Source organism: Pseudomonas sp. Hp2 (assembly GCF_006386585.1).
In the GTDB taxonomy this organism is placed as follows: domain Bacteria; phylum Pseudomonadota; class Gammaproteobacteria; order Xanthomonadales; family Xanthomonadaceae; genus Pseudomonas_S; species Pseudomonas_S boreopolis.
The window spans coordinates 930470-956534 of record NZ_VAHJ01000001.1 but is presented as its reverse complement, the minus strand read 5'-3'; the positions used below and the strand labels follow the sequence as shown (position 1 = coordinate 956534).

Genomic DNA, 26065 nt, shown 5'->3' with positions numbered 1-26065 from the left:
ACCCAGGCAAAGAGGCTTTCCCGAATCCCGAATCTCGGCCGACCGTCAGAAAATATCGAACGCCTTCTCGTCCGCCTGCTGGTCCTGCAAGCCGTAGTCGTAGTCCTGCAGGCGATCCAGGTCCTCGTTCTTCACCCACTCGACGGCGCCGTTGATCGTGGTCTGGGTCATGCCGTCGGGCGGGTTGTTGGCGGCGATGGGCTGGTCCTTGAGCGCCACCCGCATGTAGTCGATCCAGATCGGCAACGCGGCCTTGCCGCCGTACTCGCGGTATCCCAGCGACTGGAAGTCGTCGCGACCGACCCAGACGGTGGTCACGAACGGCCCGCCGAAGCCCGAGAACCAGGCGTCGCGATGGTCGTTGGTGGAGCCGGTCTTGCCGCCCACGTCCTCGCGGCCGAGCACCTTGGCCGCGGTGCCAGTGCCGCGCTGGACCACGTCGCGCATCATCGAGACCAGCTGGTAGGCGGTGCGCTCGTCGATGGCGCGCGGGGCGATCTTCGCGTCGGCCGGCGGCGCGGGTGCAGGCTCGGCCTCGGCGGCCGGCTTCTGCGCATCCTTGGCGGGCGGCGGCGCGGGCGCGCCGAAGTTGAAACCATCCACCACCTGGCTCACCGGCGCGACCTTGTCGCCCTGCAGGGCGCAGCTGCGGCAGGCGACGGCCGGGTTCTCCTTGAAGAGGACGTTGCCGTCGCGGTCCTTGACCTCGTCGATGACCCAGGTGTCCACGCGCGAGCCGCCATTGGCGAACACCGCATAGCCGCGCGCCACCGACAGCGGGGTCAGCGAAGCGGTGCCCAGCGACATCGACAGGTTCGGCGGCAGTTCGGCTTCGTCGAAGCCGAACTGGTGGATGTACTTGCGCGCGAAATCCACGCCGATCGCGTCCAGCAGCCGCACCGACACCAGGTTGCGCGACTGCACCAGCGCCTCGCGCAGCCGCATCGGGCCCCTGAAGCCGCCGCCGTCGTTCTGCGGCGACCAGGTCTTGCCGCGGCGGTCGCGGAACACGACCGGGGCATCGAGCACGATCGAGGCGGGATTGAAGCCCTTTTCGAACGCGGCCGCGTACACGAACGGCTTGAAGCTCGAGCCCGGCTGGCGGCGCGCCTGGGTGGCGCGGTTGAACTTGTTGCCGGCGAAGCTGAAGCCGCCGACCATCGCCTTGAGCGCGCCGTTGTTGGCGTCCAGCGAGACCAGCGCGGCCTGGCCGCGCGGCAACTGGTCGATGATCCATTCGCCTTCCTTCGCGCCCGCCCGGATCCGGGTCAGGTCGCCGCGCTTGAGCAGGCTGGCCGGGGTCTTGTTGGTCCAGCGGCTGGCGGAGGCGGGCAGGGTGAGTTCGGACTTGTCGTGGCGGACCACCGTGACGCCGCCGTCGGGATGGGTGCGGGCCACCACGACCGGGATCAGGCCCGACTGGGTGAAGATCCCGCTCAGGTGCGAGGCCAGCGCCGCCGCATCGGCATCGGCGGGCACGTCGAAGTGCTGCTCGACGCCGTGCCAGCCATGGCGGTGGTCGTACAGCAGCAACCCGTCGCGGACCGCGGCATCGGCGGCGGCCTGCATGGTCGCGTCGATGGTGGTGGTGACGTGGTAGCCCTTGTTGAGCACGTCGCCGCCATAGCGCGCGATCATCTCCTGGCGCACCATCTCGGCGACGTAGGGCGCGTAGACCTGCACCGGCGGTTCGTGCGGGGTGGCGTGCATCGGCACCGCCTTGGCGGCGTCGGCCTCGGCCTGCGTGATGAAGCCCAGGTCGGCCATGCGCTGCAGCACGTAGTAGTCGCGGCGCTCGCGGGCGCGCTCGGGGTTGCTGATCGGGTTGCCGCTGGACGGGAACTTGGGGATGCCCGCCAGCGAGGCCATCTCGTCCAGGCTCAGTTCGTTCAGCTTCTTGCCGTAGTAGTACTCGGCCGCGGCGGCCACGCCGTAGGCGCGGTTGCCGAAGAAGCTCTTGTTGAGGTATAGCTCGAAGATCTCGTCCTTGGTCAGTTCCGACTCGATCTTGCGCGCCAGCAGGATCTCGGCCAGCTTGCGGGTGTAGCTGTACTCGGAACTGAGGAAGAACTGGCGGGCCACCTGCTGGGTGATGGTCGAACCGCCGGGTACGCGCTTGGCGTCGGTGGTGGCCAGCAGCCAGACCGCGCGGGCGATGCCCTTGTAGTCCACGCCGCCGTGCTCGTAGAAGCGGGCGTCCTCGGTGGCGAGGAAGGCCTGCTTCAGGCGCTCCGGCACGTCCTCGATCCGGATCGGGTAGCGCCGGGTCTCGCCGTAGACCGCCATCAGCCGGCCGTCGCTGGCGTAGACGTACATCGGTTCCTGCAGCTCGACCTGCTTGAGGGACTGCACGTCCGGCAACTTGGACGAGATGGCGTAGTAGACGCCGCCGGCGGCCAGGCCACCCAGCAGTGCGAGCACGACGAACGCGGCCAAGATCCAGCCCAGCCAACGACGGACACGGGGCATCGAGACAGATTCCGATTGCAGATTTCGTGGTCGCAGAGTATAGATTACGCCAGGTCTGGCCGGGGCCGGACCAGGGGATGCCGTTGGACACCGTTGGGGTCGCGTGATCGCCTTCTCGGCTTTCGTGCGAAGTGGTTGCCAACCGAAAAAAAAACTGATTATTAATGCCGGGGTACAGAAGGCGCGTCCAAGTGCCCGCCGGCAGGGGAGTTTCCGTGGGGCTTATTTCCAAGGGGCAGTCGCCGCTCGTCGGCGTCGATATCAGTTCGAGCGCGGTAAAGCTCCTGCAGCTTTCCCGTAGCGGCAACCGTTTCCGTGTGGAGCACTACGCGGTCGAGCCGCTGCCGCCGAACGCCGTGGTGGAGAAGAACATCGTCGAGGTCGAGGCGGTCGGCGAGGCCATCCGCCGGGCGCTGAACCGGTCCGGGTCCAAGGCCAGGTTCGCCGCGGCGGCCGTGGCCGGCTCGGCGGTGATCACCAAGCTGATCCCGATGCCGGCCGAGCTGGACGAGCACGACATGGAGGCCCAGGTCGAGCTCGAGGCGACCAACTACATCCCGTACCCGATCGAGGAAGTGAACCTCGATTTCGAGGTGCTCGGCCCGATTCCCAACAATCCCGAGATGGTGCAGGTGCTGCTGGCGGCCTCGCGCTCGGAGAACGTGGAGTTGCGCCAGTCCGCGCTCGAGCTGGGCGGGCTCGCCGCCAAGGTGATGGACGTGGAGGCGTTCGCGGTCGAGAACGCCTTCGCGCTGGTCGCCAGCGAGCTGCCGGTGGCGCAGGACGCGGTCGTGGCGCTGGTCGACATCGGCGCGACGATGACCACGCTCAACGTGCTGCGCTCCGGGCGCAGCCTGTACAGCCGCGAGCAGGTGTTCGGCGGCAAGCAGCTCACCGACGAGGTGATGCGCCGCTACGGCCTGACCTACGAGGAGGCGGGGCTGGCCAAGCGCCAGGGCGGCCTGCCCGAGAGCTACGAGATCGAGGTGCTGGAGCCCTTCAAGGAGGCGACCGTCCAGCAGATCAGCCGCCTGCTGCAGTTCTTCTACGCCGGCAGCGAGTTCAACCGGGTCGACCACATCGTGCTGGCCGGCGGTTGCGCCGCGCTGGCCGGCCTGCCGGACATGGTGGAGGAGCAACTGGGCGTGGCGACCACCGTCGCCAACCCGCTGGCGCAGATGACGCTGGGGCCGAAGGTCCAGGCCCAGGCGCTGGCGCAGGACGCCCCGGCCCTGATGATCGCCACCGGTCTGGCCCTGAGGAGCTTCGACTGATGGCACGCATCAACCTGTTGCCCTGGCGCGCCGAGCGCCGCAAGCAGCGCGAGCGCGAGTTCTACTCGATGCTCGGCTTCGCCGCGCTGGCCGGCGTGTTGCTCTCCGCGCTGGTCTGGTTCTACTACGACCGGCAGATCGACGGCCAGAACGAGCGCAATGCCTACCTGACCGCCGAGATCGACAAGGTCAAGGCGCAGAACAAGGAAATCGACGAACTCGACAAGAAGCGCGACCGCCTGCTGGCGCGCAAGCGCGTGATCGAGGAGCTGCAGGCCAACCGCTCGCAGATGGTGCACCTGTTCGATTCGCTGGTGCGCACGATCCCCGACGGCGTGGTGCTGACCACGGTCAAGCAGGAGGGCGAGGTCCTGACCCTCGAAGGGCGCTCGCAATCCAACGCCCGCGTCAGCAACTACATGCGCAACCTCGAAGGCTCGGGCTGGATGACCAAGCCCGACCTGTCGATCATCGAGGCGAAGGCGCAGGACAAGACGGCCAATGCCGCGCCGGTGCTGGATACCAAGGCGCTGCCGTACGTGTTCACGCTGAAGGTCACGCTGGCCAACCCGAACCAGAAGGCCGAGGAACAGGCCGGGACCGAGCCGGGCAAGGCCGGCGCGGCGCCGGCGGGCGGCCAGCCGCAGCAGGGGGCAAAGTCGTGAGCCAGAAGAAATTCAGCATCAAGGACCTCGATTTCAACAACATCGGGATCTGGCCGCAGCAGGCGAAGATCGTCTTCTGCGCCCTGGTCGGGGTGTTCATCGTGGCCATGGCGTGGTTCCTGGTCATCAAGGGCAAGAGCGACGAGCTGGAAACCCTGGAGCAGCGCGAGGCGCAGCTGCGCGCCGACTTCGAGAAGGAGCAGGGGCGCGCGGTCAACCTGGAACCGTTGAAGCAGCAGCTGGCGCAGATGGAGCAGGTGCTGCAGCAGATGCTGCGCCAGCTGCCCAGCAGGACCGAGATGCCGGACCTGATCATCGACATCTCGCAGACCGCGCTGTCGAGCGGCCTGAACAACGAGCTGTTCCAGCCCGGCCCGGAGACGCCCAAGGAATTCTACGCCGAGAAGCCGATCGCGTTGCGCATGGTGGGCAGCTACCACCAGTTCGGCGCCTTCGTCAGCGGCGTGGCGTCGCTGCCCCGCGTGGTGATCCTCACCATGCACGACATCAATCTCAAGCCCAAGGACCCCAAGAGCGGCATCACGCAGCGCGGGGCGCTGGAACTGTCCGGCACGGTCAAGACCTACCGCTACCTCGACGACGAGGAAATGGCGGAACAGGAGAAGGCCGCCGCCGAGGCGGCCAAGAAGAACAACAAGAAGAGCTGAGGCATGAGCACGATGTCCTACGAGAGACTTTGTTGTGAGTCCCTCACGAAAGCGGCGCACGTCCCTGTGCGCGGACTCTTTTCCTGCTTCGCTCTGGTGCTCTTGCTGGCCGGTTGCGCGCGCGGGGTGACCAGCACCCCGGGCGATGCCCCGAACCTGGAACGCTGGGTGGCCGAGGTCCGTGCGCGTCCCGCGCCGCCGCTGGAGCCGTTGCCGGTGATGCAGCAGTTCGAGACGTTCGAATACGCCGCGCAGGGCATGCGCGATCCGTTCGCCGACGCCTGGGTCAACCCCGACGGCGGCAACGGCCTGCGCCCGGATCCGAACCGGCGCAAGGAACCGCTCGAGGCTTTCCCGCTGGACAGCCTGGACATGGTGGGGACCATCGGCACCGGTCCGGGGCTGGTGGCGCTGGTGATGGCACCCGACAAGGTGACCTACCGGGTCCGGCCCGGTATCTACATGGGGCAGAGCGATGGGCGCGTGACCGGGGTGTCCGAAGACCACATCGACCTGATTGAACTGGTGCCGGATGGTGCGGGCGGCTGGCTGGAACGGCCGGCTTCGATCGCGCTCGATGATCAATGATTCGATAGGGGATAGCACGATGACTTTTTCCAAAGCCCTGGGCCTGCGTCCGGGCCGGCGCCGGACGACGATCCAGGCTTGCGCGTTGGGGTTCGCGCTCGCCCTGGCGAGCGGTGCCTCGTTCGCAGCCACCGGTGCGGCCGACCTGAACGCCCATGACCCGGCCAAGACGGTGCCGGCCAAGGTGTCGGTGTCCAAGATCGACTTCAAGCGCGGCGAGGACGGTTCCGGGCGCCTGATCCTGCAGTTCGACGGCCAGGGCGCGAGCCCGGACCTGCGCACGCAGGGCAACAGCGTGCTGGTCGAGGTCGGCAACGCGCGCCTGCCTGCCGAGCTGCAGAAACCGCTGAACGTCACCGACTTCGCCACGCCGGTGCAGCGCATCGACGCCAAGCCCCATGGCGGCGGCTCGCAGCTGGTGCTGAGCATCAACGCCCCGTTCGAGTCGCTGGCGTACCAGAGCGGCAACGAGTACGTGGTCGAGATCAGCCCGCGCAAGGGCCAGCCGGCGATGGGCGCGGTCACGGCCGAGTCGGTGAGCAAGGCCGCCGCGCAGATCGCCTCGCGCGGCTACAGCGGCCGCCCGGTGACGTTCAACTTCCAGGACGTGCCGGTGCGCACGGTGCTGCAGCTGATCGCCGAGGAATCCAATCTCAACGTCGTGGCCTCGGACACGGTGCAGGGCAACGTGACCCTGCGCCTGGTCAACGTACCGTGGGACCAGGCGCTGGACATCGTGCTGCGCGCCAAGGGCCTGGACAAGCGCCGCGACGGCAGCGTGATCTGGGTGGGCCCGCAGGCCGAGCTGGCCAAGTTCGAGCAGGACAAGGAAGACGCGCGGATCGCGATCGAGAACCGCGAGGACCTGATCACCGACTACATCCAGATCAACTATCACTCCGCATCGGCGATCTACAAGGCGCTGACCGAGGCCAAGGGGATCGGAAACAGCAACGGCAACAACGGCGGCAGCGGCAACAACCAGAACGAGAACGGTTTCCTGTCGCCGCGCGGGCGCCTGGTCGCCGACGAGCGCACCAACATGCTGATGATCAGCGACATCCCGAAGAAGGTCGCGCAGATGCGCGAGCTGATCGACCACATCGACCGCCCGGTCGACCAGGTCCTGATCGAGGGGCGCATCGTCATCGCCAGCGACACTTTTGCGCGAGATCTGGGTGCGAGATTCGGCATCAGTGGCGCTACCGGCAGGGGCGTCCTGAGCGGCTCCCTGGACAGCAACGTCAACTACATCAATACCTCGGCGCAACGGGCGAACGAGATCGCCAACACCGGGACGAGCGACACCCTGGCTTCGCACCTGTTCCCGAAGGGGTTGAACGTGAACCTGCCTGCGTCCAGCTTCACGAGCGGCACGGCCAGTGGCATCGCCTATACCTTGCTCGGAACCAACTTCAACCTGGACCTGGAGTTGTCTGCGCTGCAGGAGGAAGGTCGTGGCGAGGTCATCTCCAACCCGCGCATCGTCACAGCCAACCAGCGAGAAGGCGTGATCAAGCAAGGCAAGGAAATCGGCTACGTCACCATCACCGGCGGCACGGCCGGTACGGCGGCCACCCCCAACGTGCAGTTCAAGGAAGTGCTGCTGGAACTCAAGGTCACGCCGACCATCACCAACGACAACCGCGTCTTCCTGAACATGAACGTGAAGAAGGACGAGGTCGAGCGCTACATAGAACTGTCCGATTACGGCACCGTCCCCGAGATCAATCGCCGCGAGATCAATACGGCGGTATTGGTGGAGGATGGCCAGACGGTCGTCATCGGTGGCGTCTATGAATTCACGGATCGCAGCAGCGTAAGCAAGGTCCCGTTCCTGGGCGATGTGCCGTTCCTCGGCAACCTGTTCAAGAAGCGCGGCAAGAGCAAGCAGAAGGCGGAGTTGCTGGTCTTCGTCACGCCGAAGGTATTGCGTGTGGCCAAGGCCGGGGGCTGATCGGCTCCGCTTCGGGATCGCGGAAGGGCCGCCGAGGCGGCCCTTCGCTTTTCCTGCATCCCGGCTGAGCGGCGAAGCGGCGGAATTGCCCCCGATGCTGAACCAAACCGGCGCGGATGGGTCAAACTGGGCCTATGAACATGCCTCCCCAGCTCCCTACCGAACCGTTGGGCGGCACCGGCGACGCCCGGTTGCACGCTGCCTTCATCGAGCTCCGTGACGCGCTGTCCGCGCGCATCATCGGCCAGGCCGGCCTGGTCGAGCGCCTGCTGATCGCCTTGCTGGCCGATGGCCACCTGTTGGTGGAGGGCGCGCCCGGCCTGGCCAAGACCACGGCGATCCGGGCACTGGCCTCGCGCCTGGAGGCGGATTTCGCGCGCGTCCAGTTCACGCCCGACCTGCTGCCGGCCGACCTCACCGGGACCGAGATCTGGCGCCCGCAGGAAGGCCGCTTCGAGTTCGTGCCGGGCCCGATCTTCCACCCCATCCTGCTTGCCGACGAGATCAACCGCGCGCCGGCCAAGGTGCAGTCGGCGCTGCTGGAGGCGATGGGCGAACGCCAGGTGACGGTGGGCCGGCACACCTATGCGCTGCCGCCGCTGTTCCTGGTGATGGCCACGCAGAACCCGATCGAGCAGGAAGGCACGTTCCCGTTGCCGGAGGCGCAGTTGGACCGCTTCCTGATGCACGTGCGGATCGGCTACCCGCAGGCCGAGGCCGAGGCCGAGATCCTGCGGCTGGCGCGCGGCAGCGCGCGCGAGGTGCTCGACCGGGCCGAGCATGCGCCGGCGAAGATGCCGCTGGAAGACGTGTACGCGGCGCGCCGCGAGGTGTTGTCGCTGCACGTGGCGCCGCAGCTGGAACGCTACCTGATCGAGATCGTGCTGGCCTCGCGCGACGCGCAGCGCTACGACGCGGCGCTGGCGCGCCGGATCGCCTGGGGCGCCAGCCCGCGTGGATCGATCGCGCTGGAACGCTGCGCCCGGGCGCGTGCATGGCTGGCCGGGCGCGACTACGTCACGCCCGACGATGTGCGCGCGGTGGCGCCGGACGTGCTGCGGCACCGCGTGCTGCCCAGCTACGAGGCGGTCGCCGAGGGCTGGGACGGCGAGCGGCTGGTGCAGGCGTTGCTCGACCAGGTGCCGCTGCCGTGAGCATGCGCTGCGATGGCGGTGCACGGCCGGTAGCGGGCGTGTCGATCGGATGAGATGGGCGTGACGTTGGCGAACGTTCTTTCCGGACAGATGGCCGGATCCGACGGCCTCCGGCCCACGTTGGCCGAACTGGCGGCGCTGCAGCGGAGCGCCGTGCGGCGGCCGCCGCCGCAGCGCGGCCGGTACGGCATGGCCGGGCCGGCCCCGGCACCGCAGCGCGGGCGCGGGATGGAGTACGCCGAATCGCGCGAGTACGTGCCTGGCGACGACGCGCGCCACATCGACTGGCGCGTCACCGCGCGCAGCGGCCGGGCGCATACCAAGCTGTTCCAGGCCGAGCGCGAACAGCTCAGCCTGATCGTCGCCGATACCGCGCCCGCGCTCTATTTCGGTACCCGGGTGCGCTACAAGTCGGTCCAGGCCGCGCGCGCGGCCGCGGTCGCGGCATGGGCGGCGCAGCGGCGCGGCGATCGCATCGCGGCGTTGCGCGGGAGCCTGGCCGAGGCGCCGGTCGCGCCCGCGACCGGCCAGCGCGGCGTGCTGCGGGTGCTGGATGCATTGGTGCGCTGGTATGCGCAGCCGCCGCGTGAGGATGCCGGGCTTCCGGTCGCGCTCGACCATGCCGGGCGGCTGCTTCGGCCGGGCGCACGCCTGTACGTGTTCGCCGATCCGGCGAGCGCGGGTGCGGTGCCGCTGGCACGCTGGGCCGCATTGGCGGCGCACCACGACGTCACCGCCGTGCTGCTGGTCGATCCGCTCGAAACGGCGCCGCCCTCGCAGGCACTCGCGTTCATGGCCGGCGATGCGCAGGTGCAGGTCGACCTGGGAAGCGCCGAGGGCATGCAGCGCTGGCACCAATGTTTCGGCGAGGCAGCGGCGTCGTTGCAGCGCGAGCTGGCGGCGCGGGGCGTGCGCGCGCACCTGCTGTCCACGCCCGATCCCAGCGATGCCTGGATGGGCGGCGGCGTCCGGGAGGGCGTTCCGCAATGAGCCCGGCGCAGCTGCCGTTGCGGGACGTCCACCTGCCGCCCGCGCCGTCGTGGTGGCCGCCGGCGCCGGGTTGGTGGATCGTGTTCGGGATCCTCGCGCTGCTCCTCGGCGTTGCGTCGGCATGGTGGTGGCGCCGTCGGCGGCAGCGTGCGCGCTGGCTGGCGTCGTTCGACCGCGAGGTCGCGGCCGCGCCGGACGATGCCGGCCGCCTGGCCGCGTTGTCCTCGCTGCTGCGCCGGGCCGCGCGCCGGGTCGAGCCGGGGGCGGACCGCTTGCAGGGCGAAGCGTGGTTGCGGCTGCTCGACGGCGCCGAGCGGCGCGACTTCAGCCAGGGCATCGGGCGGGTGTTGCTGGAAGGCGGCTTCCAGCGCGATCCGCAGGTCGAACGGTTGGCGCAGGTCGAGGCGTTGGTGCGCCGGCGCTTCGTCGAACTGATGGCGGGGCGGCGATGAACGGCTTCGATCCGGCGCAATGGCAGCCGTGGTTCTCGCAGTTCGCCTGGCCGTGGGCCTGGGCGCTGCTGCCGCTGCCGTTGCTGATGCGCCTGCTGCCGCGTCGGGCCGAACGCCAAGCGGCGCTGAAGGTGCCGTATCCGGAACGGATCCGCGAGCTGGCCCAGGCGACGACGCTGTCGCACCTGCGTCCGGGACGCTGGCTGGCCTGGTTGGCCTGGGCGCTGCTGTGCGCGGCCCTGGCGCGCCCGCAGGTGCTCGGCGAGCCCATCAGCCCGCCCCAGCAGGCGCGGCAGATGATGCTCGCGGTGGACCTGTCCGGCAGCATGAGCGAACCGGACATGGAGCTGGGCGGCCGCGTCGTCGACCGGCTGACCGCGGCCAAGGCGGTGCTGGCCGATTTCCTCGACCGCCGCGAGGGCGACCGGGTCGGCCTGCTGGTGTTCGGGCAGAAGGCGTATGCGCTGACGCCGCTCACCGCCGACCTCGCTTCGGTGCGCGACCAACTGCGCGACAGCGTGGTCGGGCTGGCCGGGCGCGAAACCGCGCTGGGCGACGGGATCGCGTTGTCGGTCAAGCGCCTGCGCGACCAGCCGAGCGGGCAACGCGTCCTGATCGTGCTCACCGATGGCGTCAATACCGCCGGCGTGCTCGATCCGCTCAAGGCCGCCGAGCTGGCCAAGGCCGAAGGCGTGCGGGTGTACACGATCGCCTTCGGCAGCGATGGCGGCGGCATGTCGCTGTTCGGTATTCCCGTGCAGGCCGGCGACGAGGACCCGGTGGACGAGAAGACCCTGCGCGCGGTCGCCGAGCAGACCGGCGGGCGTTTCTTCCGCGCCCGCGATACCGCGGGATTGGCGCAGATCTACGCCGAGCTCGACCAGCTCGAGCCGGTCGCCGCCGCGGCGCCGGCGGTGCAGCCGCGGATCGAACGCTATGCATGGCCGCTGGCGGCGGCGCTGGTGCTGGCCGGCTTGGCTTTCGTGTTGCCGGCGAGGTGGCGATGAACGCCGCGCTGCAGGACTGGAACGCCTTCCTGGGCACGCTGCATTTCCTGCGCCCGGGCTGGCTGTGGGCGTTGCTCGCGGTACCGCTGGCGGTCGCGCTGTGGGTGTTGCGCCGGCGTCGTGGCGAGGTGTGGAAGCACAACGTCGACGCGCACCTGTTGCCGCACCTGCTGGTTCCGGGCACGCGGCGCGCCTGGGGCGGGCTGGTCGCGCTGGTGCTGGGCACGGTGCTGGCGATCCTGGCGTTGGCCGGGCCGAGCTGGCGCCAGCAGGAACAGCCGCTGTATCGCCCGCACCAGCCTTTGGTGATCGCCCTCGACCTGTCCACCAGCGCGCTGGCCGGCGATCTGCCGCCGTCGCGATTGCTGCAGGCGCGCGCGAAGCTGGCCACGCTGCTGCGCGAGCGCCGCGGCGGCGACGTCGCGTTGCTGGCGTATGCCGGCGAGAGCTTCACGGTGGCGCCGCTGACCGAGGACGCGGCCAACGTCGCGCTGTTCCTCGATGCGCTGTCGCCGGACGTGATGCCGGTGGACGGCAAGCGGGCCGATCGCGCGATCGAGGCGGCGGCGTCCCTGCTGGCGCAGGCGGGCTACCGCCAGGGCGACATCCTGCTGCTGACCGACCAGGCCGATGCGCGCACGCGCGCCGCGGCCGCGGCGGCGCTGCAACGGGGTTTCCGCGTGTCCGCGCTGGGCCTGGGCACCGCAAATGGCAGCGCCTACCGCGATCTGCAGGGACGGATCGAGCAGGCGCGCCTGGACGAGGACGCGTTGCGGGCGCTGGCCGGCAGCGGCGGCGGCCGCTATGCACGCCTGACCGTCGACGACGCCGACCTGCGCAGCCTGGGCGTGCTGGATCCGGCACGGGCGCAGGCGGGAGCCGATGCGTCGTCCAATGGCCAGGCCTGGCTCGACGATGGCTACTGGCTGCTGCCGCCGGTGATGCTGCTGGCCCTGCTGGCGTTCCGCCGGCGCGGGGTCGCGGCCTCCGTGCTGGCGTTGGGCCTGTGCCTGCCGCTGGCCTTTCCGGCGCGGGCCGCCGACGAGGGCGGCTGGTGGCGCCGTGCCGACCAGGTGCGGCAGCAGCGCATCGAGCAGGGCGTGCAAGCGTATCGCAAGGGCGATTTCGCGCGCGCGCAGCAGGCGTTCGACGGCATCGACAGCGACGAGGCGCAGTACAACCTCGGCAATGCGCTGGCGAGGCAGGGGCGCTACGACGATGCCATCGCCGCTTACGACCGCGCGCTCGCGTTGCACCCGGGCATGCCCGACGCCGTCGCCAACCGCGCCGCGGTCGAGGCGGCGCGCAAGCGCCGGCAGAACGGCCAGAAGCAGGGCCAGTCGGGCCAACAGGAGGGACGGCAGGCGCCATCCTCGTCGTCCCCCGGCAATGGCACGTCGCAACCGCCGCAGGACGCGCGCGACCGGTCGTCGCAGCAGGACGATGGGCAGGCGCCCTCGCAGCAGGAGGATCCTCGGCAGGACAAGCCGCAGGCCGGCCAGGGCCGCAACGGCAAGGAACCGCCGCCACAGGACGCGAAGGCCGAGGATGCCCAGGCGCAGCAACAGGCCAACCGGGCGCAGCAGCAGCGCATGCAACAGGCCCTGGACCGGCAGGACCCGGCGCGCAAGCAGGACGCGGCGGCGACGCGGGCGGATGAAACGCCGCAGCAGCGCGAGCAGCGCCAGGCGGTCGAGGCATGGATGCGGCGCGTGCCGGACGATCCGGGCAGCCTGCTGCGGGCCAAGTTCCGGCTCGAATACGAACGCAAGCAACGGGAAGGGCAATGAATCCTCGGCAAGCCTCGTCGACATGGGGATGGATGCCGTCCGTGCTGCTGCTGGCGCTGGCCGGCGCGGCGCAGGCGGAAACGCGCGCCTGGCTCGACCGCGATGCGGTGGCCGTCGGCGAGCCGGTCACGCTCAACATCGAGACCGACCAGGGCTCGGTGGTGCCCGATTACTCGCCGTTGCGCGGCGATTTCTCGCTCAGCGGCGAGAGCAGCAGCCGGCAGATGCAGGTGGTGAACGGGGCGATGTCGGTGCGCGCGCTGTTCGGCGTCGTGCTGACGCCGCGGCGCGCCGGCGACCTGGCGATCCCGGCGCTGCGGGTCGGCGGCGAGACCACCGCACCGCTGCGGCTGCGCGTCTCCGGCGACGCGCGGGACGCCGCGCCGGCGGCCGTGCAGGGCAACGAGCGGGTGTTCGTCGAGACCGTCGTGGACGACAAGCAGCCCTACGTGCAGCAGAGCGTGGGCGTGGTGGTGCGGCTGTACTTCGCCACCCAACTGGCCTCGGGCGAACTGGACCTGGCCACGCCGGACGGCGCCTCGCTGCAGCGTGTCGGCGACGACGTCAGTTCGGTGAAGACGGTCAACGGCCGCCAGTACAACGTGGTCGAACGGCGCTTCCTGCTGGTGCCCGAGCGCAGCGGCCCGCTGACCTTGCCGGGCGCGCGGTTCGACGGCCGCGCGATAGGCGGCTTCTTCGACGATTTCTTCGATCGCGGGAGCGGCACGTTGAGCGCCCGCGGCGCCAACCAGACGCTGCAGGTGCGTGCGCAGCCGGACGACGCGCCGCAGCCGTGGCTGCCGCTGCACGACCTGCGCCTGCGCTATACCGCCACGCCGCAGCAGGCCATCGCGGGGCAGGCGGTGCAGGTAGTGGTGGAGGCCACCGCCGAAGGCGCGACCCGGTCCCAGTTCCCCGACCTGCCGACGCCGACCGTGGCCGATGCCCAGGTATTCGCCGAGCCGGCGCAGTACGACGAGCGCTTCGTCGGCGGCACGCCGCAGCTAAAACTCACCCGTCGCTATTCGATCGTGCCCAACCGGGCCGGCGCGCTGGTGGTGCCCGGCCTGCGCATGGACTGGTGGGACGTGGCGGCCGGTGCCGCGCGCGAGGCGCGCCTGCCCGACATCAAGTTGCAGGTGGCGCCCGGCAGCGGTGGCTTCGCCACGCCGCCACCGCCGGTGCCGGCGCAGTCCGCGCCGGCGGAAGCGAGCACGCGAGCGCCTGGCAACGACGTGGAGGCTGGCGCGGCCGCGCCACGGCCATGGCGCTGGATCGGCCTGACCGGCCTGTTCGCGTTGCTCTGGCTGGCGACGCTGGCCTGGGCGCTGGTGCGCCGCCCGGCCGCGCGCGCGCCGGCTGCGGCCGTGGCGAACGGGGCGGGCGCCACGCCGGCGCCGCGCTACGCCCTGGCCGACCTGCGCCGCGCGCTGGACGCCGACGGCCTGGACGAGGTCGGGCGGGTGCTGTGCGCGATGGGCGGCGTGCCCGACCTGGACCAGGTCGTGGCGAAGCTGGATTCCGCGCCGCAGCGCGAGGCCATCGTGCGCCTGCAGCGGGCGCGCTGGGCCGGCGAGGGCGACGTGGCCGGCGCCCGCCAGGCCTTGCGCGAAGCGTTCCGGCAGGGGCCGCAGTGGCGCGCCGCCGCACCCCGGGAGCAGGAGGTGCTGGAATCGCTGTATCCGCGGTGATCGCGGATACTCCGCTCTCGTGCAGGAGCAGCTTTTGTGGGAGCGGCTTCAGCCGCGATGGGGCTTTCCCGATAACGCTCCATCGCGGCTGGAGCCGCTCCCACATGGCGCTTGTGAGGGACTCGGGTCTCGGCGCGGTTGAGAGCGCCCGGCGCGGCCTTCGGGCCGGGCCTGCTAAGCTCGCGGTTTGTTCAGCCGACAGCAGGTAATGCCGATGATCCCAGCCCCCTCCGCGCCTCGCAAGAAGCTTCCGCTGCATTGGAAGATGGGCATCGGCTTCGGCGTCGGCCTGCTGCTGGGACTGGTGAGCTACTACCTGGCCGGGGACGCCGGCTGGGTGCGCGGGGTGACCACCTGGGTCACCACGCCGCTGTCCAAGCTGTTCCTCAACCTGATCTTCATGCTGATCGTGCCGCTGCTGTTCTCGGCGCTGGTGATGGGCGTGACCGAGATGGGCGACATCCGCGCGCTCGGCCGGATCGGCTGGAAGACCCTGGGCTACACCGTGGTGTTGTCCGGCGTGGCCGTGCTGCTGGGGCTGGTGCTGGTCAACGTGCTCAAGCCGGGCGCGGGCGTGGACCCGCAGCTGGCGCAGCAGTTGCTGGCCGAGAACGCCGAGCGCAGCCGCGAGATCGTCGCCTCCAGCGGCACCCAGCCCAAGGGCATGGACATGCTGATGTCGATCGTGCCGAGCAACGTTGTCGAGGCGGCCTCCAGCAACGGCGCGATCCTGTCGCTGATGTTCTTCGCGGTGATGTTCGGCGTCGGCATGGTGCTCGCGCCGCAGGACAAGGTGGATACGCTCCGGCGCGGCATCGAGGGCGTGTTCGAGATCTCGATGACGCTGATCGGGCTGGTGATCCGCCTGGCGCCCTACGCGGTGGCCTGCTTCATGTTCAACCTGGCCGCGCTGTTCGGCTTCGACCTGCTGGTGAAGCTGGGCGCCTATGTCGGCGTGGTGGTGCTGGCGCTTGGCCTGCACATGGTGGTCAGCTACGGGCTGGCGGTGTGGTTCGCCGGGCGCTCGCCGCTGCGCTTCTTCCGCGAGACGCAGGAGGCGACGGTGATGGCGTTCTCGACCGCCTCGAGCAATGCCACGCTGCCGACCGCGTTGCGCGTGGCCGACCAGATGGGGCTGCCGCACAAGGTATCGCGCTTCGTGCTGACGGTGGGCGCGACCGCCAACCAGAACGGCACCGCCTTGTTCGAGGGCGTGACGGTGATCTTCCTGGCGCAGTTCTTCGGCGTGGAGCTGAGCCTGTGGCAGCAGTTCACGGTGATGCTGGTGTGCATCCTCGGCGGCATCGGCACGGCCGGCGTGCCGTCCGGTTCGCTGCCGGTGGTGGCGCTGATCTGCGCGATGGTGGGCGTCAACCCGGTCGGCATCGGCCTGATCCTGGGCGTGAACCACTTCCTGGACATGTGCCGGACCGCGCTCAACGTCACTGGCGACCTGGCCCTGACCACGCTGGTGTCCAAGGGCGAGAGCGACGAGGCGGAAAAGCCGGGATCCGGGGCGCAGGGACCCGGGAAGAGCGTCGGTGCGGAGGGAGCCGCGTGAAGGCCCCGTCGCGGCCTGCGCCGTTCTTGCAAGCACGAAAGCAGGGGATGCTGGTGGAAGCGGCTTCGGCAGCCACTCCATCGGCGTAGGCGTTTGCGGGACCCGGAGCCCGGGTCCGGCTTCTCATGACTTATCCGGACAGGGGTGGGACAATGTAGGGCCCGGGCGCCCTGCGGCGCCCATCCCGTCGCCTCCGGAACCTCCCTCGCCGCTCATGACCCAGCCCACCCGCCGCCAGCTGGCCAACGCCATCCGTTTCCTCGCCGCCGATGCGGTGCAAGCCGCCAACTCCGGCCATCCCGGCATGCCGATGGGCATGGCCGACATCGCCGAAGTGCTGTGGAACGACTTCCTCCGCCACAACCCGAACGACCCGAAGTGGTTCAACCGCGATCGCTTCGTGCTGTCCAACGGCCACGGCTCGATGCTGCAGTACGCGCTGCTGCACCTGTCCGGCTACGACCTGCCGCTGGACGAACTCAAGCGCTTCCGCCAGCTGCACAGCAAGACCGCCGGGCATCCCGAGCGCAGCGAGACCCCCGGGGTGGAGACCACCACCGGCCCGCTCGGCCAGGGCTTCGCCAACGCGGTCGGCTTCGCGCTGGCCGAGAAGCTGCTGGCGCAGCGCTTCAACCGCCCCGAGCACGAGATCGTCGACCACCGCACCTGGGTGTTCATGGGCGACGGCTGCCTGATGGAAGGCGTCTCCCACGAGGCCGCCTCGCTGGCCGGCACCTGGGGCCTGGGCAAGCTGACCGCGTTCTGGGACAACAACCACATCTCGATCGACGGCAACACCGAAGGCTGGTTCACCGACAACACGCCTGAGCGCTTCGAGGCCTATGGCTGGCACGTGATCCGCGACGTGGACGGCCATGACCCGGACCAGATCAAGGCCGCGATCGAGGCCGCCCTGGCCGAGGAAGGCAAGCCGACGCTGATCTGCTGCCGCACCGTCATCGGCTTCGGCTCGCCGAACAAGGCCGGCAAGGAATCCTCGCACGGCGCCGCGCTGGGCAAGGACGAGCTGGAGGCCACCCGCAAGGCGCTGGACTGGCCGTACGGCCCGTTCGAGATCCCGCAGGAAATCTACGACGGCTGGCGCGCCACCGGTGCCGGCGCGCTGCGCCAGGCCGAGTGGGAGCAGGCGTTCGACAAGTACGCGCGCCAGTACCCGGCCGAGGCCGCCGAACTGACCCGCCGCTCGCATGGCGAACTGCCGACCGCGTTCCTGGCCGAGGCCGATGCGTTCATCGCCAAGGTCCAGGCCGACGGCCCGACCATCGCCTCGCGCAAGGCGTCGCAGAACACCATCGAGGCGTTCGCGCCGCTGCTGCCGGAACTGGTCGGCGGCTCGGCCGACCTGGCGCATTCCAACCTGACCTTGTGGAAGGCCAGCAAGTCGGTCGCCACCGACGACCCGAACGCTAACTACGTCTACTACGGCGTGCGCGAGTTCGGCATGACCGCGATCGCGAACGGCCTGGCGCTGCATGGCGGCTTCATCCCGTTCGACGCGACGTTCCTGGTGTTCAGCGACTACGCGCGCAACGGCGTGCGCATGAGCGCGCTGATCCCGGCGCACGCGATCCACGTCTACACCCACGATTCGATCGGTCTGGGCGAGGACGGCCCGACCCACCAGCCGGTCGAGCACCTGGCCTCGCTGCGCTACATCCCCAACAACGACGTATGGCGCCCGTGCGACGCGGTCGAGTCGGCCGTGGCCTGGAAGGCGGCGATCCTGCGCAAGGACGGCCCGAGCTGCCTGGTGTTCAGCCGCCAGAACCTGCAGCACCAGCCGCGCAGCGCCGAGCAGGTGAGCCTGATCGAGCGCGGCGGCTACGTGCTCGCCGACAGCGAAGGCCACCCGGAGGTGATCCTGATCGCCACCGGCTCGGAGGTCGGCCTGGCGGTGGAAGCGAAGAAGACGCTGGACGCCGAAGGCATCAAGACGCGCGTGGTGTCGATGCCTTCGACCGACGTGTTCGAGCGCCAGGACGCGGCCTACCGCGAGGCGGTGCTGCCGAACGCGGTGCGCAAGCGCGTGGCGGTGGAAGCCGGCGTCACCGGCTTCTGGCGCCAGTACGTGGGCCTGGACGGCGCGGTGGTCGGCATCGACACCTTCGGCGCCTCGGCGCCGGCCGACGAGCTGTACAAGCACTTCCGCATCACCGCCGCGCACGTGGTGGAAGCGGCCAAGGCGCTGTAAGCCCGGGCTGCCTTCGATCCGGCGATGCTCGAGAAGGGCCGGCGCAAGCCGGCCCTTCGACCTTGACAGGATCGCCGCGCCCGCCGGCCGGGATTTCCCCGGTCCCGTGCCGCGCTCCGCGTCGATCAGCGCCGTGCGGTGCGCGCCAGCGCGAGCCGCAGCAACCGCGCCTCGACCCGTTCGCCCACGCCTTGGGGACGCTCCAAGGCCATCCGCTGCAGCGCGGCGCGGTGGTCGCCGGGCCGGCCGGAAGCGGCCAGCGCTTGCCCGAACGTGCGCAGCTTGCCGATCGGCGTTCCCGTGGCGCGCTTGAGCCAGCCGAGCGCACGCAACAGGTCCTGTTCGACCGGGGTGAAGTCGCTGCCGAGCGGGTAATCGGGGAGCGTGCCGTCGGCACGGAACGGGGCGAGCGCGCCGGCCACGTGCCGGCGCGTGTTGCGTTTCCATCGAGTCGGCGCCCGGAAGTCCTCGCGCAGCTTGCGATGGGCGCGCGCCTGGCCGAGCAGGTCGTCCTGGAAGCGCGCATCGCAGATCGAGGTCATCGCGATCACGCAATCCTCGTCGGTGCGGCCGCGCAGGTCGGCGATGCCGTATTCGTTGAGATAGACGTCGCGCAGGTGGCGCGGGATGGTGGCATGGCCGTAGTTCCAGCGCACGTTGGACTGCGCGTGCCGGCCGTCCTCGCGCACGGCGCGGAACATCAGCACGCTGCGCGCGTCCGCCAGCGCATGCGCCATCGCCACGAAGTTGTACTGGCCGCCGACCCCGGACACCACGCGCCCGTCCTCCAGGCCGTCCGAGACCGCCGCGCCGAGCGCGGTCGCCATCATGCAGGTGTTGAAGAAGCGCGCGTCGCGGCGCTGCAGGCGTTCGAGCGCCTCGTTGCCGCCGTAGAGCTGGTTGATCTCGCTGATCCGGCGCATGCCGACGGCGCGGCGGGTGGCATCGTCCATCCCGCGCAGCCAGCGATAGAAGTCCGGCGAACCCAGGTAGAAGGCGCCGTGCAGGAACTCGCCCTCGGCCTCCAGGCGCGCCTGGTCTTCCGGCGATGCCTCGCCTCGCGCCAGCCGCTGCATCAGTCCCGGGTCGTCGTGCACCTTGCGCCGGATCACGCCGCTCTCGACCAGGCGCTTGAAGCCCTCGTTGAGCATCTCGCTGCACCCGTACAACCCCGTCTCGAACGGCCCCAGGCCGCCGCTCTCGACTACCGCCGGATGTCGCTCGATGTCCGGCGCCAGCGCCCGCAGCACGCGCCGGTAGCCGGCGTTGTCGGTATGCCGCAGCACCAGCGCATGGCTGAGCGCGTCGGCCAGCGTGCCGATGCCGATCTGCAACGTGCCGCCGTCGCGCACCAGCGCGCTGGCGTACAGGCCGATCGCGTAATCGACGTCGCCGACCGGCTGGCGCGGCAAGCCGAACAGGCGCGGATGCGGCCCCGGCGGCGCGACCACGAGGTCGAAGAAATCGCGCTCCACCACCGCGCTGCCGCCGATCCACGGCAGCTCCGGATCGATCTCGGCCACCATCAGCGGGCGCGGCAGGCCGCGCGCGCGCATCGCATCGAGCAGGTCCTGGGTGATGTCGGTGTTGGACGACAGCGACAGGCGCGTGCCATCCGGTTCCGCGGCCACTTTCTGCACCACCACGTTGGGTTCGCGCGTGGCGATCGCATCGGCCGCCATCGTGTAGTTGAGGCTGGTGTAGGCGCGCTGAGCCTGGCGCGAATGCAGCAGCGCGCCCGACTGCATGTAGAACTCCTCGACCTGCACGTGCGGTGGCAGGGCGTCGGCCTGCAGCGCATCGACATAGGCCAGGCGCGGGAAATCGTCGCCGAAATGGCGCGCCAGGAAGGGCTTGGCGAAGCGTGCCTGCAGGCCGCTGCCGGGCGAGGGCGGGTTCAACGAGAGCGCGGTGTACAACTGCATCGGCCGCGAGGGATCGTCGACCACGCGTGCGTACAGCGCATTGATCAGCCGGTGCGGCTTGCCGATACCCAGTGGCGCGCCGACGCGCAATTCGCCGGGACGCCGTTCGAGGATGCGGCTGGCGGCGGCGTCGAGATCGGTCGTCAGGTCGGTCATGCATCCAGCCCGGGCTTCGTGTCCTGCGGGAACTCTAAGCGGTCGTTCCGTGAAGCGGTAATCCACGCGAGGCCGGGACCGGGCATCTTCGGCATCCCGGGCGGACGCGGGCAGGGGGTTGACAGGGTGAATATTTACGTGCGTAATCATTAAAAATTACGGGCGTAATCGTATGGCCATCAGCGAAGCCGAAGCCGTGGTGATGCAGGTGCTGTGGGAGCGCCACCCGTTGGGTGCGGACGAGGTGGTCGCGGTGCTGGCCGAGCGCAGCGATTGGGCGGAGCCGACGATCAAGACCCTGCTCAATCGACTGCTCAACAAAGGGGCCGTCCGCGCGGCCAAGCAGGGACGCCGCTACCTGTACTCGCCGGTGCTGCAGCAGGCGCAATGGGTAGCGCAGCAGAGCGAAGGCCTGCTCGAACGCCTGTTCGGCGGCCGCGTGACCCCGCTGGTCGCGCACTTCAGCGAGCGAGGCAAGTTGTCGCGCGAGGACATCGCCGAACTCAAGCGCCTGGTCTCGGAGCTGGACGATGAACCCTGATCCGATCATCGCCGCATTGGCGAAGTCCATGCTTGCCGCGAGCGCGGCGGTACTGATGGTATTGCCGCTGCGCTGGCCGGTCCGCCGCGTGTTCGGTGCAGGAGCGGCGTATGCCTTGTGGTGGTGCGTGCCGGCGGCGATGCTCGCCGTGCTGTTGCCGGTGCGGCGCATCGTGGCCGCGGCGGTACGCCCGGAGCTGGCGGTTCCCATCCACGACGCGGCGTTTCCTGCCGGAAGCGCCGGCATCGCCGGCGCATGGGGGCTGTTGGCGCTCTGGCTGTCCGGCGCGCTGCTCGCGGCGGTGGCGCTCGCGCGCCGCCAGCGCCGTTTCGTGCGCGGGCTTGGAGCCTTGCACGCATGGGAAGGAAGCCGGGTGTTCCGCGCCGAACGTGGCGACGGACTGCCGGCGCTGGTGGGATTGCTGCGCCCGCGCATCGTGGTGCCGCACGATTTCGCCGAACGCTACACCGCGGACGAACGGCGGCTGGTGCTTGCGCACGAGTGGGCGCACCTGCGTCGTGGCGACGGCTGGGCCAATGCCGCCGCATCGCTGCTGCTCTGCGTCCATTGGTTCAATCCGCTGCTGCACCTGGCCATGCGTCGCTTCCGCCTCGACCAGGAACTGGCCTGCGATGCGCTCGTGGTCGCAAGCCATCCCACGGCACGCAAGGCCTACGGCAGCGCGCTGCTCAAGACCCAGGTCGCGGGCCCGCTCGCGCCGGTCGCATGCCAGTGGGCGCCCCACCATCCGCTGAAGGAGCGTATCGCCATGTTGAAAAGGAAAACCCCCTCGCGTGCGAACCGGATGTCCGCCCGCGCGCTGGTGCTGGGACTGTGGGTCGCCAGCGGTTACGCGGCGTGGGCACAGCAGCCGGCGCGGGTCGTCGGCCCGCCACCGGGCAACGCGATGGCCGGGCCTGCCTCGAACGAAGCAGGCGCTTCCTCCCGGGGGGCGCCACCGCAGCCGTCCCAGCCGCCCAGGTATCCCGCCGCCGCGCTCAAGCAGGCGCAGAGCGGCAAGGTCATGCTGCTGATCGACATCGACGCGCAGGGCGTGCCGACGAATGTGCGGGTGGAGAGCAGCCAGCCCAAGGGCGTATTCGATGCCGCGGCCATCGAAGCGGCATACAAATGGCGCTTGCGGCCGGAGACCAGGGACGGACAGCCCGTTGCCGGCCGCGTGCGCGTGCCGGTGTCGTTCGACGCCCAGATGCAGCCGGTGGCGGCGCCTGCCGGTCATGCGGGCGACGCATACGCCTGGTACCGGGTGAACTGGGATCCCTCGGGCAAGCAGATATGCGACCTGGTGTTGTCCGAGCCGGGCGGCGGTCCCGATGCGCCGCCGCTGTGCGGCATCCGCAAGGTGGCGAAGAAATGAGCCTGCGGCTGCCGTGGCCGATACTCGCGACATGCTTGCTGGCGGCCTGTGCCGGCCGGCCCGTGCGCGAGGCCGAACAGGCGGTGTACCGGCAGGACGTGGCCATGCAGATGCTGCCGCCGTCGTCCGGCGGGATGGGTACGGGAGCGGCGCAGAGTTATTCGTTGCAGCCGGGCGAACGTTTCCGCATGCCGGAGCCGTTGGTGGATACGGCGCCGGTGCTGCCGGAACCGGTGTTGACTCGCGAGCTGGCCCCGACCCGGATCTGCGCGCGGGTGGCGATCGGCGCGGATGGCGCGGTGATGTTCGCCGACAGCCTCACGGCACGCGAGGCGTGTACCGCCGGTGACGATCCGGCCAATGCGGCCCTGGTCGAGGCGGCCTTGGCCGCGGTGCGCGGCTGGCGGTTCCGTCCGGCGGTGCTATGCCGGTTTGCGGTCGGTGCGCCGCTGCCGGCCGGTGACGGTTGCGACGGCGCGCGGGAGGTCGAGCCGGTGCCGGTGACGCTGCAGTTCGCCTTCACCTTCGCGGTGCACGCGGGGCGCGCCGAGGTGCATCGCGACGGCATGGCACGCTGAAGGCCTTGGGCCCGGGGCAGCAGCCTGCGAGGGAAGCGTCATTCCAATCGATGCACCGTCTCGGCGATGCGCTCCACCTCGTCGATGTGGTGGCTGACGTAGAGCATCGGCAGCCGTACTTCGTCGCGCACGCGCTGCAGGTAGGGGATCAGTTCCTCGCGGCGCGCGCGGTCCAGCGCGGACAGCGGCTCGTCGAACAGCAGCAGCGCCGGCTGCGCGAGCAGGGCACGGCCGATCGCCACCCGCTGCGCCTCGCCGCCGGATAGGTTGCGTGGCCGCCGTGCCAGCAGCGCGCCGATGCCCAGCAGCGCCACCACGTCGTCGAAACGGAAGCTCGCGTCGCGGTTGCCGTGGCGGCCGTAGCGCAGGTTGCCGCGCACGTCCAGGTGCGGGAACAGCCGCGCGTCCTGGAACACGTAGCCGACCCGGCGCCGGTGCGCGGGCAGGTCGATACGCGCGGCGCTGTCGTACAGCACGCGCCCGTCCACCGCGATGCGGCCGCGCTGCGGGCGCACCAGCCCGGCGATCGCGTTGAGCACGCTGGTCTTGCCGGCGCCGGAAGGACCCACCAGCGCCAGCACGCGCGAGTCGCCGCGGATGGCGACGTGCCGCCGGAAGCTGCCGCGCTGCAGTTCGACGTCGATCTCGAGCATCAGTCCTCCCGCCGGGCGGGGTGCCGTCGGACCAGCCATTCGGAAAGCAGCAGCGCGGCCAGCGAGATCGCCAGCGCGACGCAGGCCAGGCGCCAGATCCCGGATTCCATCCCCGGCACCTGCATCAGGCCGTAGATCGCCGCCGACAGCGTCTGGGTCTCGCCGGGGATGTTGGAGACGAAGGTGATGGTCGCGCCGAACTCGCCCAGCGCCTTGGCGAAGGCGAGCACGGTGCCCGCGACCAGTCCCGGCCAGGCCAGCGGCAGGGTGATGGTGAGGAACACGCGCCATGGCGCGGCGCCCAGCGTGGCTGCGGCCTGTTCCAGGCGGCGGTCGGTGGCCTCGATGGACAGCCGGATCGCGCGCACCATCAGCGGGAATCCCATCACCGCGCACGCCAGGGCGGCGCCGGTCCAGCGGAACGCGAACTGGATGCCCAGGTGCTCCAGCAGCCAGCGCCCGACCGGCCCTTGCGTGCCCAGCGTCACCAGCAGCACGTAGCCGGTCACCACCGGCGGCATCACCAGCGGCAGGTGCAGCAAGGCGTCGAACAGCGCCTTGCCGGGAAAACGCTTGCGCGCCAGCAGCCAGCCGCAGGCGATGCCGGCCGGCAGGCTGGCCAGGGCCGCCGCCACCGCCACTTTCAGGCTCAGCGCGATGGCGGTGGCTTCTTCCGGCGTGAACAGGGCCAATCGTCAATCCTGCAGCGAAAAGCCGCGGCGCACGAAGATCGGCTTCGCCGCCGGCGTCGCCAGCCATTGCACGAATGCGCGCGCCGCCGGGTTGCGGGCGTTCTTCAATGGCGCCACCGGGTAGACGATCGGCGCATGCGAACTGGCCGGGAAGGTGGCGACCACGCGCACCTTCGGCTCGGCCTTCGCATCGGAGCCGTAAACGATGCCGAGCGGGGCTTCGCCGCGGGCCACCAGCATCAGCGCCGCGCGCACGCTCTCGCTCTCGGCGAGGCGACCACCCAGCGCATCCCATTGGCCGAGCTTCTGCAGCGCTTCCTTGGCGTACTTGCCGGCCGGCACGCTGGCGGTCTGGCCGACCGCCAGCCGGCCGGAGGCGCCGAGCGCGGCGGCCAGCGACCCGGCCTTGGCCAGATCGACCCTGGCGGTGCTCGCGGCCGGCGCGACCAGCACCAGCGTATTGCCGAGCAGGTTGCGGCGCTGCGTCGCATCGACCTGGCCGCGCTGCTGCAGGTAGTCCATCCATTCCAGGTCGGCGGAGAAGAACACGTCGGCCGGCGCGCCCTGTTCGATCTGGCGGGCGAGCGCGGAACTGGCCGCATACGAGACGCGCACCGGCGTGCCGGTCGCCTGCTGGTAGGCCGCGGCGGCCTCGTCCATCGATTCCTTCAGGCTGGCGGCGGCGAACACCGTCAGCGGGGATTGCGCATGCGCCAGCATCGGCAGCGCGATGGCCAGCATGCACGACAGGCGCTTGGACCAGGACATGGCGTGGGCTCCTCGGTGGGGATTGCCGGGATGATGACAGGGCCGGCCCCGGCGTGCATGTGGATCAATCTCCCAGGGAAGGATGGCGCCCGCCCTGCAGGTTGGCGCGCAGCGCCGGGCGCATCAGGCGCGGTTGCGGCAGCGTGGCGTCGCGTGCGCGGCGCCGCGCGACGAAGGCGGCCTCGTCGCTGCCGTCGTGCACGTGCACGTTGCCGCGGCGTTGTTCGCCGATGCTGGTCTCGCAGGCCACCGCGCGCCCGCCCGGGCCGTAGTCGTGGCAGACGAACACGCGGGTGGCGTCCGGCAGGGCGAACAGGCGCTGGATCGAGCGATACAGCTGGCCGGCATCGCCGCCGGGGAAATCGCAGCGCGCGGTACCGCCGTCGGGCATGAAGATCGAGTCGCCCGGGAACAGCGCATCGCCGATGAGGTAGGCGATGCTGTCCGGCGTGTGCCCGGGTACCGCGATCACGCGCGCCTGCAGCGTGCCCAGCTGGAACGCCTCGCCGTCGGCGAACAGGCGGTCGAACTGCGCGCCGTCGGGCTCGAAGCCGTCCGGCAGCGCATGCTGCGCGGCGAACGTGCGTTGCACGTGGCGGATGCCTGCGCCGATCGCCAGGCGCGCCTGCGGGCGCTGGCGCCGCAACCAATGGCCGGCGGAAAGATGGTCGGCGTGCGCATGCGTCTCCAGCAGCCAGCGCAATTGCCAGCCCCGTGCATCGAGCGCGTCCAGCAAGGCCTGCGCGGACGCGGTCGAAGCCTGGTCGCGCTCGGCGTCGTAGTCCAGTGCAGGATCGACGAGGGCCGCCTCGCCGGTGGCGGGATCGGCGACGAGATAGCTGAAGGTGTTGCTCTCGGCATGGAAGAACGGCAGGACCTCGGGCGACATGGCGGGC

At 70.2% G+C, this 26065-nt stretch carries 22 protein-coding genes; 16 read left to right on the top strand and 6 right to left on the bottom strand.

What is annotated here, in order from left to right; all coding sequences use genetic code 11:
• Positions 1 to 45: 45 nt before the first annotated feature.
• Positions 46 to 2469 carry a penicillin-binding protein 1A gene (locus FD678_RS03965; RefSeq protein ID WP_140719479.1) on the bottom strand — a complete coding sequence of 808 codons (2424 nt, stop codon included), beginning with the start codon at positions 2467 to 2469 and terminating at the stop codon, positions 46 to 48.
• Between the two features lie 215 nt (positions 2470 to 2684).
• On the opposite strand from FD678_RS03965, the gene FD678_RS03960 reads away from it, so the two are divergent.
• The 13 genes from FD678_RS03960 to tkt all read left to right on the top strand — a co-directional run bounded on the left by FD678_RS03960 (position 2685) and on the right by tkt (position 18478).
• Positions 2685 to 3743, top strand: a complete 1059-nt coding sequence (locus tag FD678_RS03960) for a pilus assembly protein PilM (protein ID WP_140719477.1) — start codon at positions 2685 to 2687, stop codon at positions 3741 to 3743.
• The gene (locus FD678_RS03955) at positions 3743 to 4408 is read left to right on the top strand and encodes a PilN domain-containing protein (RefSeq protein WP_140719475.1); all 666 of its coding nucleotides are present in this window, start codon (positions 3743 to 3745) and stop codon (positions 4406 to 4408) included. Before FD678_RS03960 ends, FD678_RS03955 begins: the two co-directional genes overlap by 1 nt.
• The gene (locus tag FD678_RS03950) at positions 4405 to 5076 is read left to right on the top strand and encodes a type 4a pilus biogenesis protein PilO (RefSeq protein ID WP_140719473.1); all 672 of its coding nucleotides are present in this window, start codon (positions 4405 to 4407) and stop codon (positions 5074 to 5076) included. The genes FD678_RS03955 and FD678_RS03950 overlap by 4 nt, the downstream gene beginning before the upstream one ends.
• A 3-nt stretch (positions 5077 to 5079) precedes the next feature.
• On the top strand, positions 5080 to 5664 hold the full coding sequence (locus tag FD678_RS03945) for a pilus assembly protein PilP (RefSeq protein ID WP_218569479.1): 585 nt from the start codon (positions 5080 to 5082) through the stop codon (positions 5662 to 5664).
• A 19-nt stretch (positions 5665 to 5683) separates the two neighbouring features.
• Complete coding sequence (locus FD678_RS03940; RefSeq protein ID WP_140719471.1) at positions 5684 to 7621, top strand: type IV pilus secretin PilQ; 1938 nt, start codon at positions 5684 to 5686, stop codon at positions 7619 to 7621.
• Positions 7622 to 7761: 140 nt separating this feature from the next.
• Positions 7762 to 8775, top strand: a complete 1014-nt coding sequence (locus FD678_RS03935; RefSeq protein WP_218569509.1) for an AAA family ATPase — start codon at positions 7762 to 7764, stop codon at positions 8773 to 8775.
• Positions 8776 to 8865: 90 nt separating this feature from the next.
• Positions 8866 to 9765: a DUF58 domain-containing protein gene (locus FD678_RS03930; protein ID WP_218569478.1), complete on the top strand. Its 900-nt coding sequence runs from the start codon at positions 8866 to 8868 to the stop codon at positions 9763 to 9765.
• On the top strand, positions 9762 to 10217 hold the full coding sequence (locus tag FD678_RS03925) for a DUF4381 domain-containing protein (RefSeq protein ID WP_140719465.1): 456 nt from the start codon (positions 9762 to 9764) through the stop codon (positions 10215 to 10217). The genes FD678_RS03930 and FD678_RS03925 overlap by 4 nt, the downstream gene beginning before the upstream one ends.
• A complete protein-coding gene (locus tag FD678_RS03920) occupies positions 10214 to 11224 on the top strand; it encodes a vWA domain-containing protein (protein WP_140719463.1) in 1011 nt (336 codons plus the stop codon). Before FD678_RS03925 ends, FD678_RS03920 begins: the two co-directional genes overlap by 4 nt.
• Entirely contained in the window at positions 11221 to 13014 is a 1794-nt protein-coding gene (locus FD678_RS03915; protein WP_140719461.1) for a tetratricopeptide repeat protein, read from the top strand. The genes FD678_RS03920 and FD678_RS03915 overlap by 4 nt, the downstream gene beginning before the upstream one ends.
• Positions 13015 to 13046: 32 nt before the next feature.
• Positions 13047 to 14705 carry a BatD family protein gene (locus FD678_RS03910; protein WP_218569477.1) on the top strand — a complete coding sequence of 553 codons (1659 nt, stop codon included), beginning with the start codon at positions 13047 to 13049 and terminating at the stop codon, positions 14703 to 14705.
• Positions 14706 to 14919: 214 nt separating this feature from the next.
• On the top strand, positions 14920 to 16266 hold the full coding sequence (locus FD678_RS03905) for a dicarboxylate/amino acid:cation symporter (protein WP_140719456.1): 1347 nt from the start codon (positions 14920 to 14922) through the stop codon (positions 16264 to 16266).
• A gap of 214 nt (positions 16267 to 16480) precedes the next feature.
• On the top strand, positions 16481 to 18478 hold the full coding sequence (gene tkt / locus FD678_RS03900) for a transketolase (protein WP_140719454.1): 1998 nt from the start codon (positions 16481 to 16483) through the stop codon (positions 18476 to 18478).
• A 125-nt stretch (positions 18479 to 18603) separates the two neighbouring features.
• Here tkt and FD678_RS03895 read toward each other — a convergent pair whose 3' ends face one another.
• Positions 18604 to 20559: an acetyl-CoA hydrolase/transferase C-terminal domain-containing protein gene (locus tag FD678_RS03895; RefSeq protein WP_140719452.1), complete on the bottom strand. Its 1956-nt coding sequence runs from the start codon at positions 20557 to 20559 to the stop codon at positions 18604 to 18606.
• Positions 20560 to 20731: 172 nt separating this feature from the next.
• Between FD678_RS03895 and FD678_RS03890 the strand changes: the two genes are divergently transcribed.
• From FD678_RS03890 to FD678_RS03880, 3 genes are read left to right on the top strand one after another with little or no spacing between them, the layout of a single operon-like run.
• A complete protein-coding gene (locus FD678_RS03890; RefSeq protein WP_140719450.1) occupies positions 20732 to 21100 on the top strand; it encodes a BlaI/MecI/CopY family transcriptional regulator in 369 nt (122 codons plus the stop codon).
• On the top strand, positions 21090 to 22478 hold the full coding sequence (locus tag FD678_RS03885; RefSeq protein ID WP_140719448.1) for a TonB family protein: 1389 nt from the start codon (positions 21090 to 21092) through the stop codon (positions 22476 to 22478). Before FD678_RS03890 ends, FD678_RS03885 begins: the two co-directional genes overlap by 11 nt.
• The gene (locus FD678_RS03880; protein WP_140719446.1) at positions 22475 to 23056 is read left to right on the top strand and encodes a hypothetical protein; all 582 of its coding nucleotides are present in this window, start codon (positions 22475 to 22477) and stop codon (positions 23054 to 23056) included. Before FD678_RS03885 ends, FD678_RS03880 begins: the two co-directional genes overlap by 4 nt.
• 38 nt (positions 23057 to 23094) lie before the next feature.
• Here the strand turns inward: FD678_RS03880 and modC are convergent, their stop codons facing one another.
• The 4 genes from modC to FD678_RS03860 all read right to left on the bottom strand — a co-directional run bounded on the left by modC (position 23095) and on the right by FD678_RS03860 (position 26058).
• A complete protein-coding gene (gene modC / locus FD678_RS03875; RefSeq protein WP_140719444.1) occupies positions 23095 to 23709 on the bottom strand; it encodes a molybdenum ABC transporter ATP-binding protein in 615 nt (204 codons plus the stop codon).
• Positions 23709 to 24401: a molybdate ABC transporter permease subunit gene (gene modB, locus FD678_RS03870; RefSeq protein WP_140719441.1), complete on the bottom strand. Its 693-nt coding sequence runs from the start codon at positions 24399 to 24401 to the stop codon at positions 23709 to 23711. Before modB ends, modC begins: the two co-directional genes overlap by 1 nt.
• A 3-nt stretch (positions 24402 to 24404) precedes the next feature.
• Complete coding sequence (modA, locus tag FD678_RS03865) at positions 24405 to 25169, bottom strand: molybdate ABC transporter substrate-binding protein (RefSeq protein ID WP_140719439.1); 765 nt, start codon at positions 25167 to 25169, stop codon at positions 24405 to 24407.
• Positions 25170 to 25233: 64 nt separating this feature from the next.
• Complete coding sequence (locus tag FD678_RS03860; protein ID WP_140719437.1) at positions 25234 to 26058, bottom strand: MBL fold metallo-hydrolase; 825 nt, start codon at positions 26056 to 26058, stop codon at positions 25234 to 25236.
• Positions 26059 to 26065 lie beyond the last annotated feature (7 nt).

Excerpts from the sequence above, each read along its gene's own strand:
- FD678_RS03895 (WP_140719452.1), bottom strand. The coding sequence starts at position 20,559 with ATGACCGACCTGACGACCGATCTCGACGCCGCCGCCAGCCGCATCCTC.
- FD678_RS03905 (WP_140719456.1), top strand. The coding sequence starts at position 14,920 with ATGATCCCAGCCCCCTCCGCGCCTCGCAAGAAGCTTCCGCTGCATTGG.
- FD678_RS03890 (WP_140719450.1), top strand. The coding sequence starts at position 20,732 with ATGGCCATCAGCGAAGCCGAAGCCGTGGTGATGCAGGTGCTGTGGGAG.
- FD678_RS03955 (WP_140719475.1), top strand. The coding sequence starts at position 3,743 with ATGGCACGCATCAACCTGTTGCCCTGGCGCGCCGAGCGCCGCAAGCAG.
- FD678_RS03920 (WP_140719463.1), top strand. The coding sequence starts at position 10,214 with ATGAACGGCTTCGATCCGGCGCAATGGCAGCCGTGGTTCTCGCAGTTC.
- FD678_RS03910 (WP_218569477.1), top strand. The coding sequence starts at position 13,047 with ATGCCGTCCGTGCTGCTGCTGGCGCTGGCCGGCGCGGCGCAGGCGGAA.
- FD678_RS03915 (WP_140719461.1), top strand. The coding sequence starts at position 11,221 with ATGAACGCCGCGCTGCAGGACTGGAACGCCTTCCTGGGCACGCTGCAT.
- FD678_RS03945 (WP_218569479.1), top strand. The coding sequence starts at position 5,080 with ATGAGCACGATGTCCTACGAGAGACTTTGTTGTGAGTCCCTCACGAAA.
- FD678_RS03860 (WP_140719437.1), bottom strand. The coding sequence starts at position 26,058 with ATGTCGCCCGAGGTCCTGCCGTTCTTCCATGCCGAGAGCAACACCTTC.
- FD678_RS03965 (WP_140719479.1), bottom strand. The coding sequence starts at position 2,469 with ATGCCCCGTGTCCGTCGTTGGCTGGGCTGGATCTTGGCCGCGTTCGTC.
- FD678_RS03925 (WP_140719465.1), top strand. The coding sequence starts at position 9,762 with ATGAGCCCGGCGCAGCTGCCGTTGCGGGACGTCCACCTGCCGCCCGCG.
- FD678_RS03940 (WP_140719471.1), top strand. The coding sequence starts at position 5,684 with ATGACTTTTTCCAAAGCCCTGGGCCTGCGTCCGGGCCGGCGCCGGACG.
- modA (WP_140719439.1), bottom strand. The coding sequence starts at position 25,169 with ATGTCCTGGTCCAAGCGCCTGTCGTGCATGCTGGCCATCGCGCTGCCG.
- FD678_RS03880 (WP_140719446.1), top strand. The coding sequence starts at position 22,475 with ATGAGCCTGCGGCTGCCGTGGCCGATACTCGCGACATGCTTGCTGGCG.
- FD678_RS03935 (WP_218569509.1), top strand. The coding sequence starts at position 7,762 with ATGCCTCCCCAGCTCCCTACCGAACCGTTGGGCGGCACCGGCGACGCC.
- FD678_RS03930 (WP_218569478.1), top strand. The coding sequence starts at position 8,866 with ATGGCCGGATCCGACGGCCTCCGGCCCACGTTGGCCGAACTGGCGGCG.
- tkt (WP_140719454.1), top strand. The coding sequence starts at position 16,481 with ATGACCCAGCCCACCCGCCGCCAGCTGGCCAACGCCATCCGTTTCCTC.
- FD678_RS03885 (WP_140719448.1), top strand. The coding sequence starts at position 21,090 with ATGAACCCTGATCCGATCATCGCCGCATTGGCGAAGTCCATGCTTGCC.
- modC (WP_140719444.1), bottom strand. The coding sequence starts at position 23,709 with ATGCTCGAGATCGACGTCGAACTGCAGCGCGGCAGCTTCCGGCGGCAC.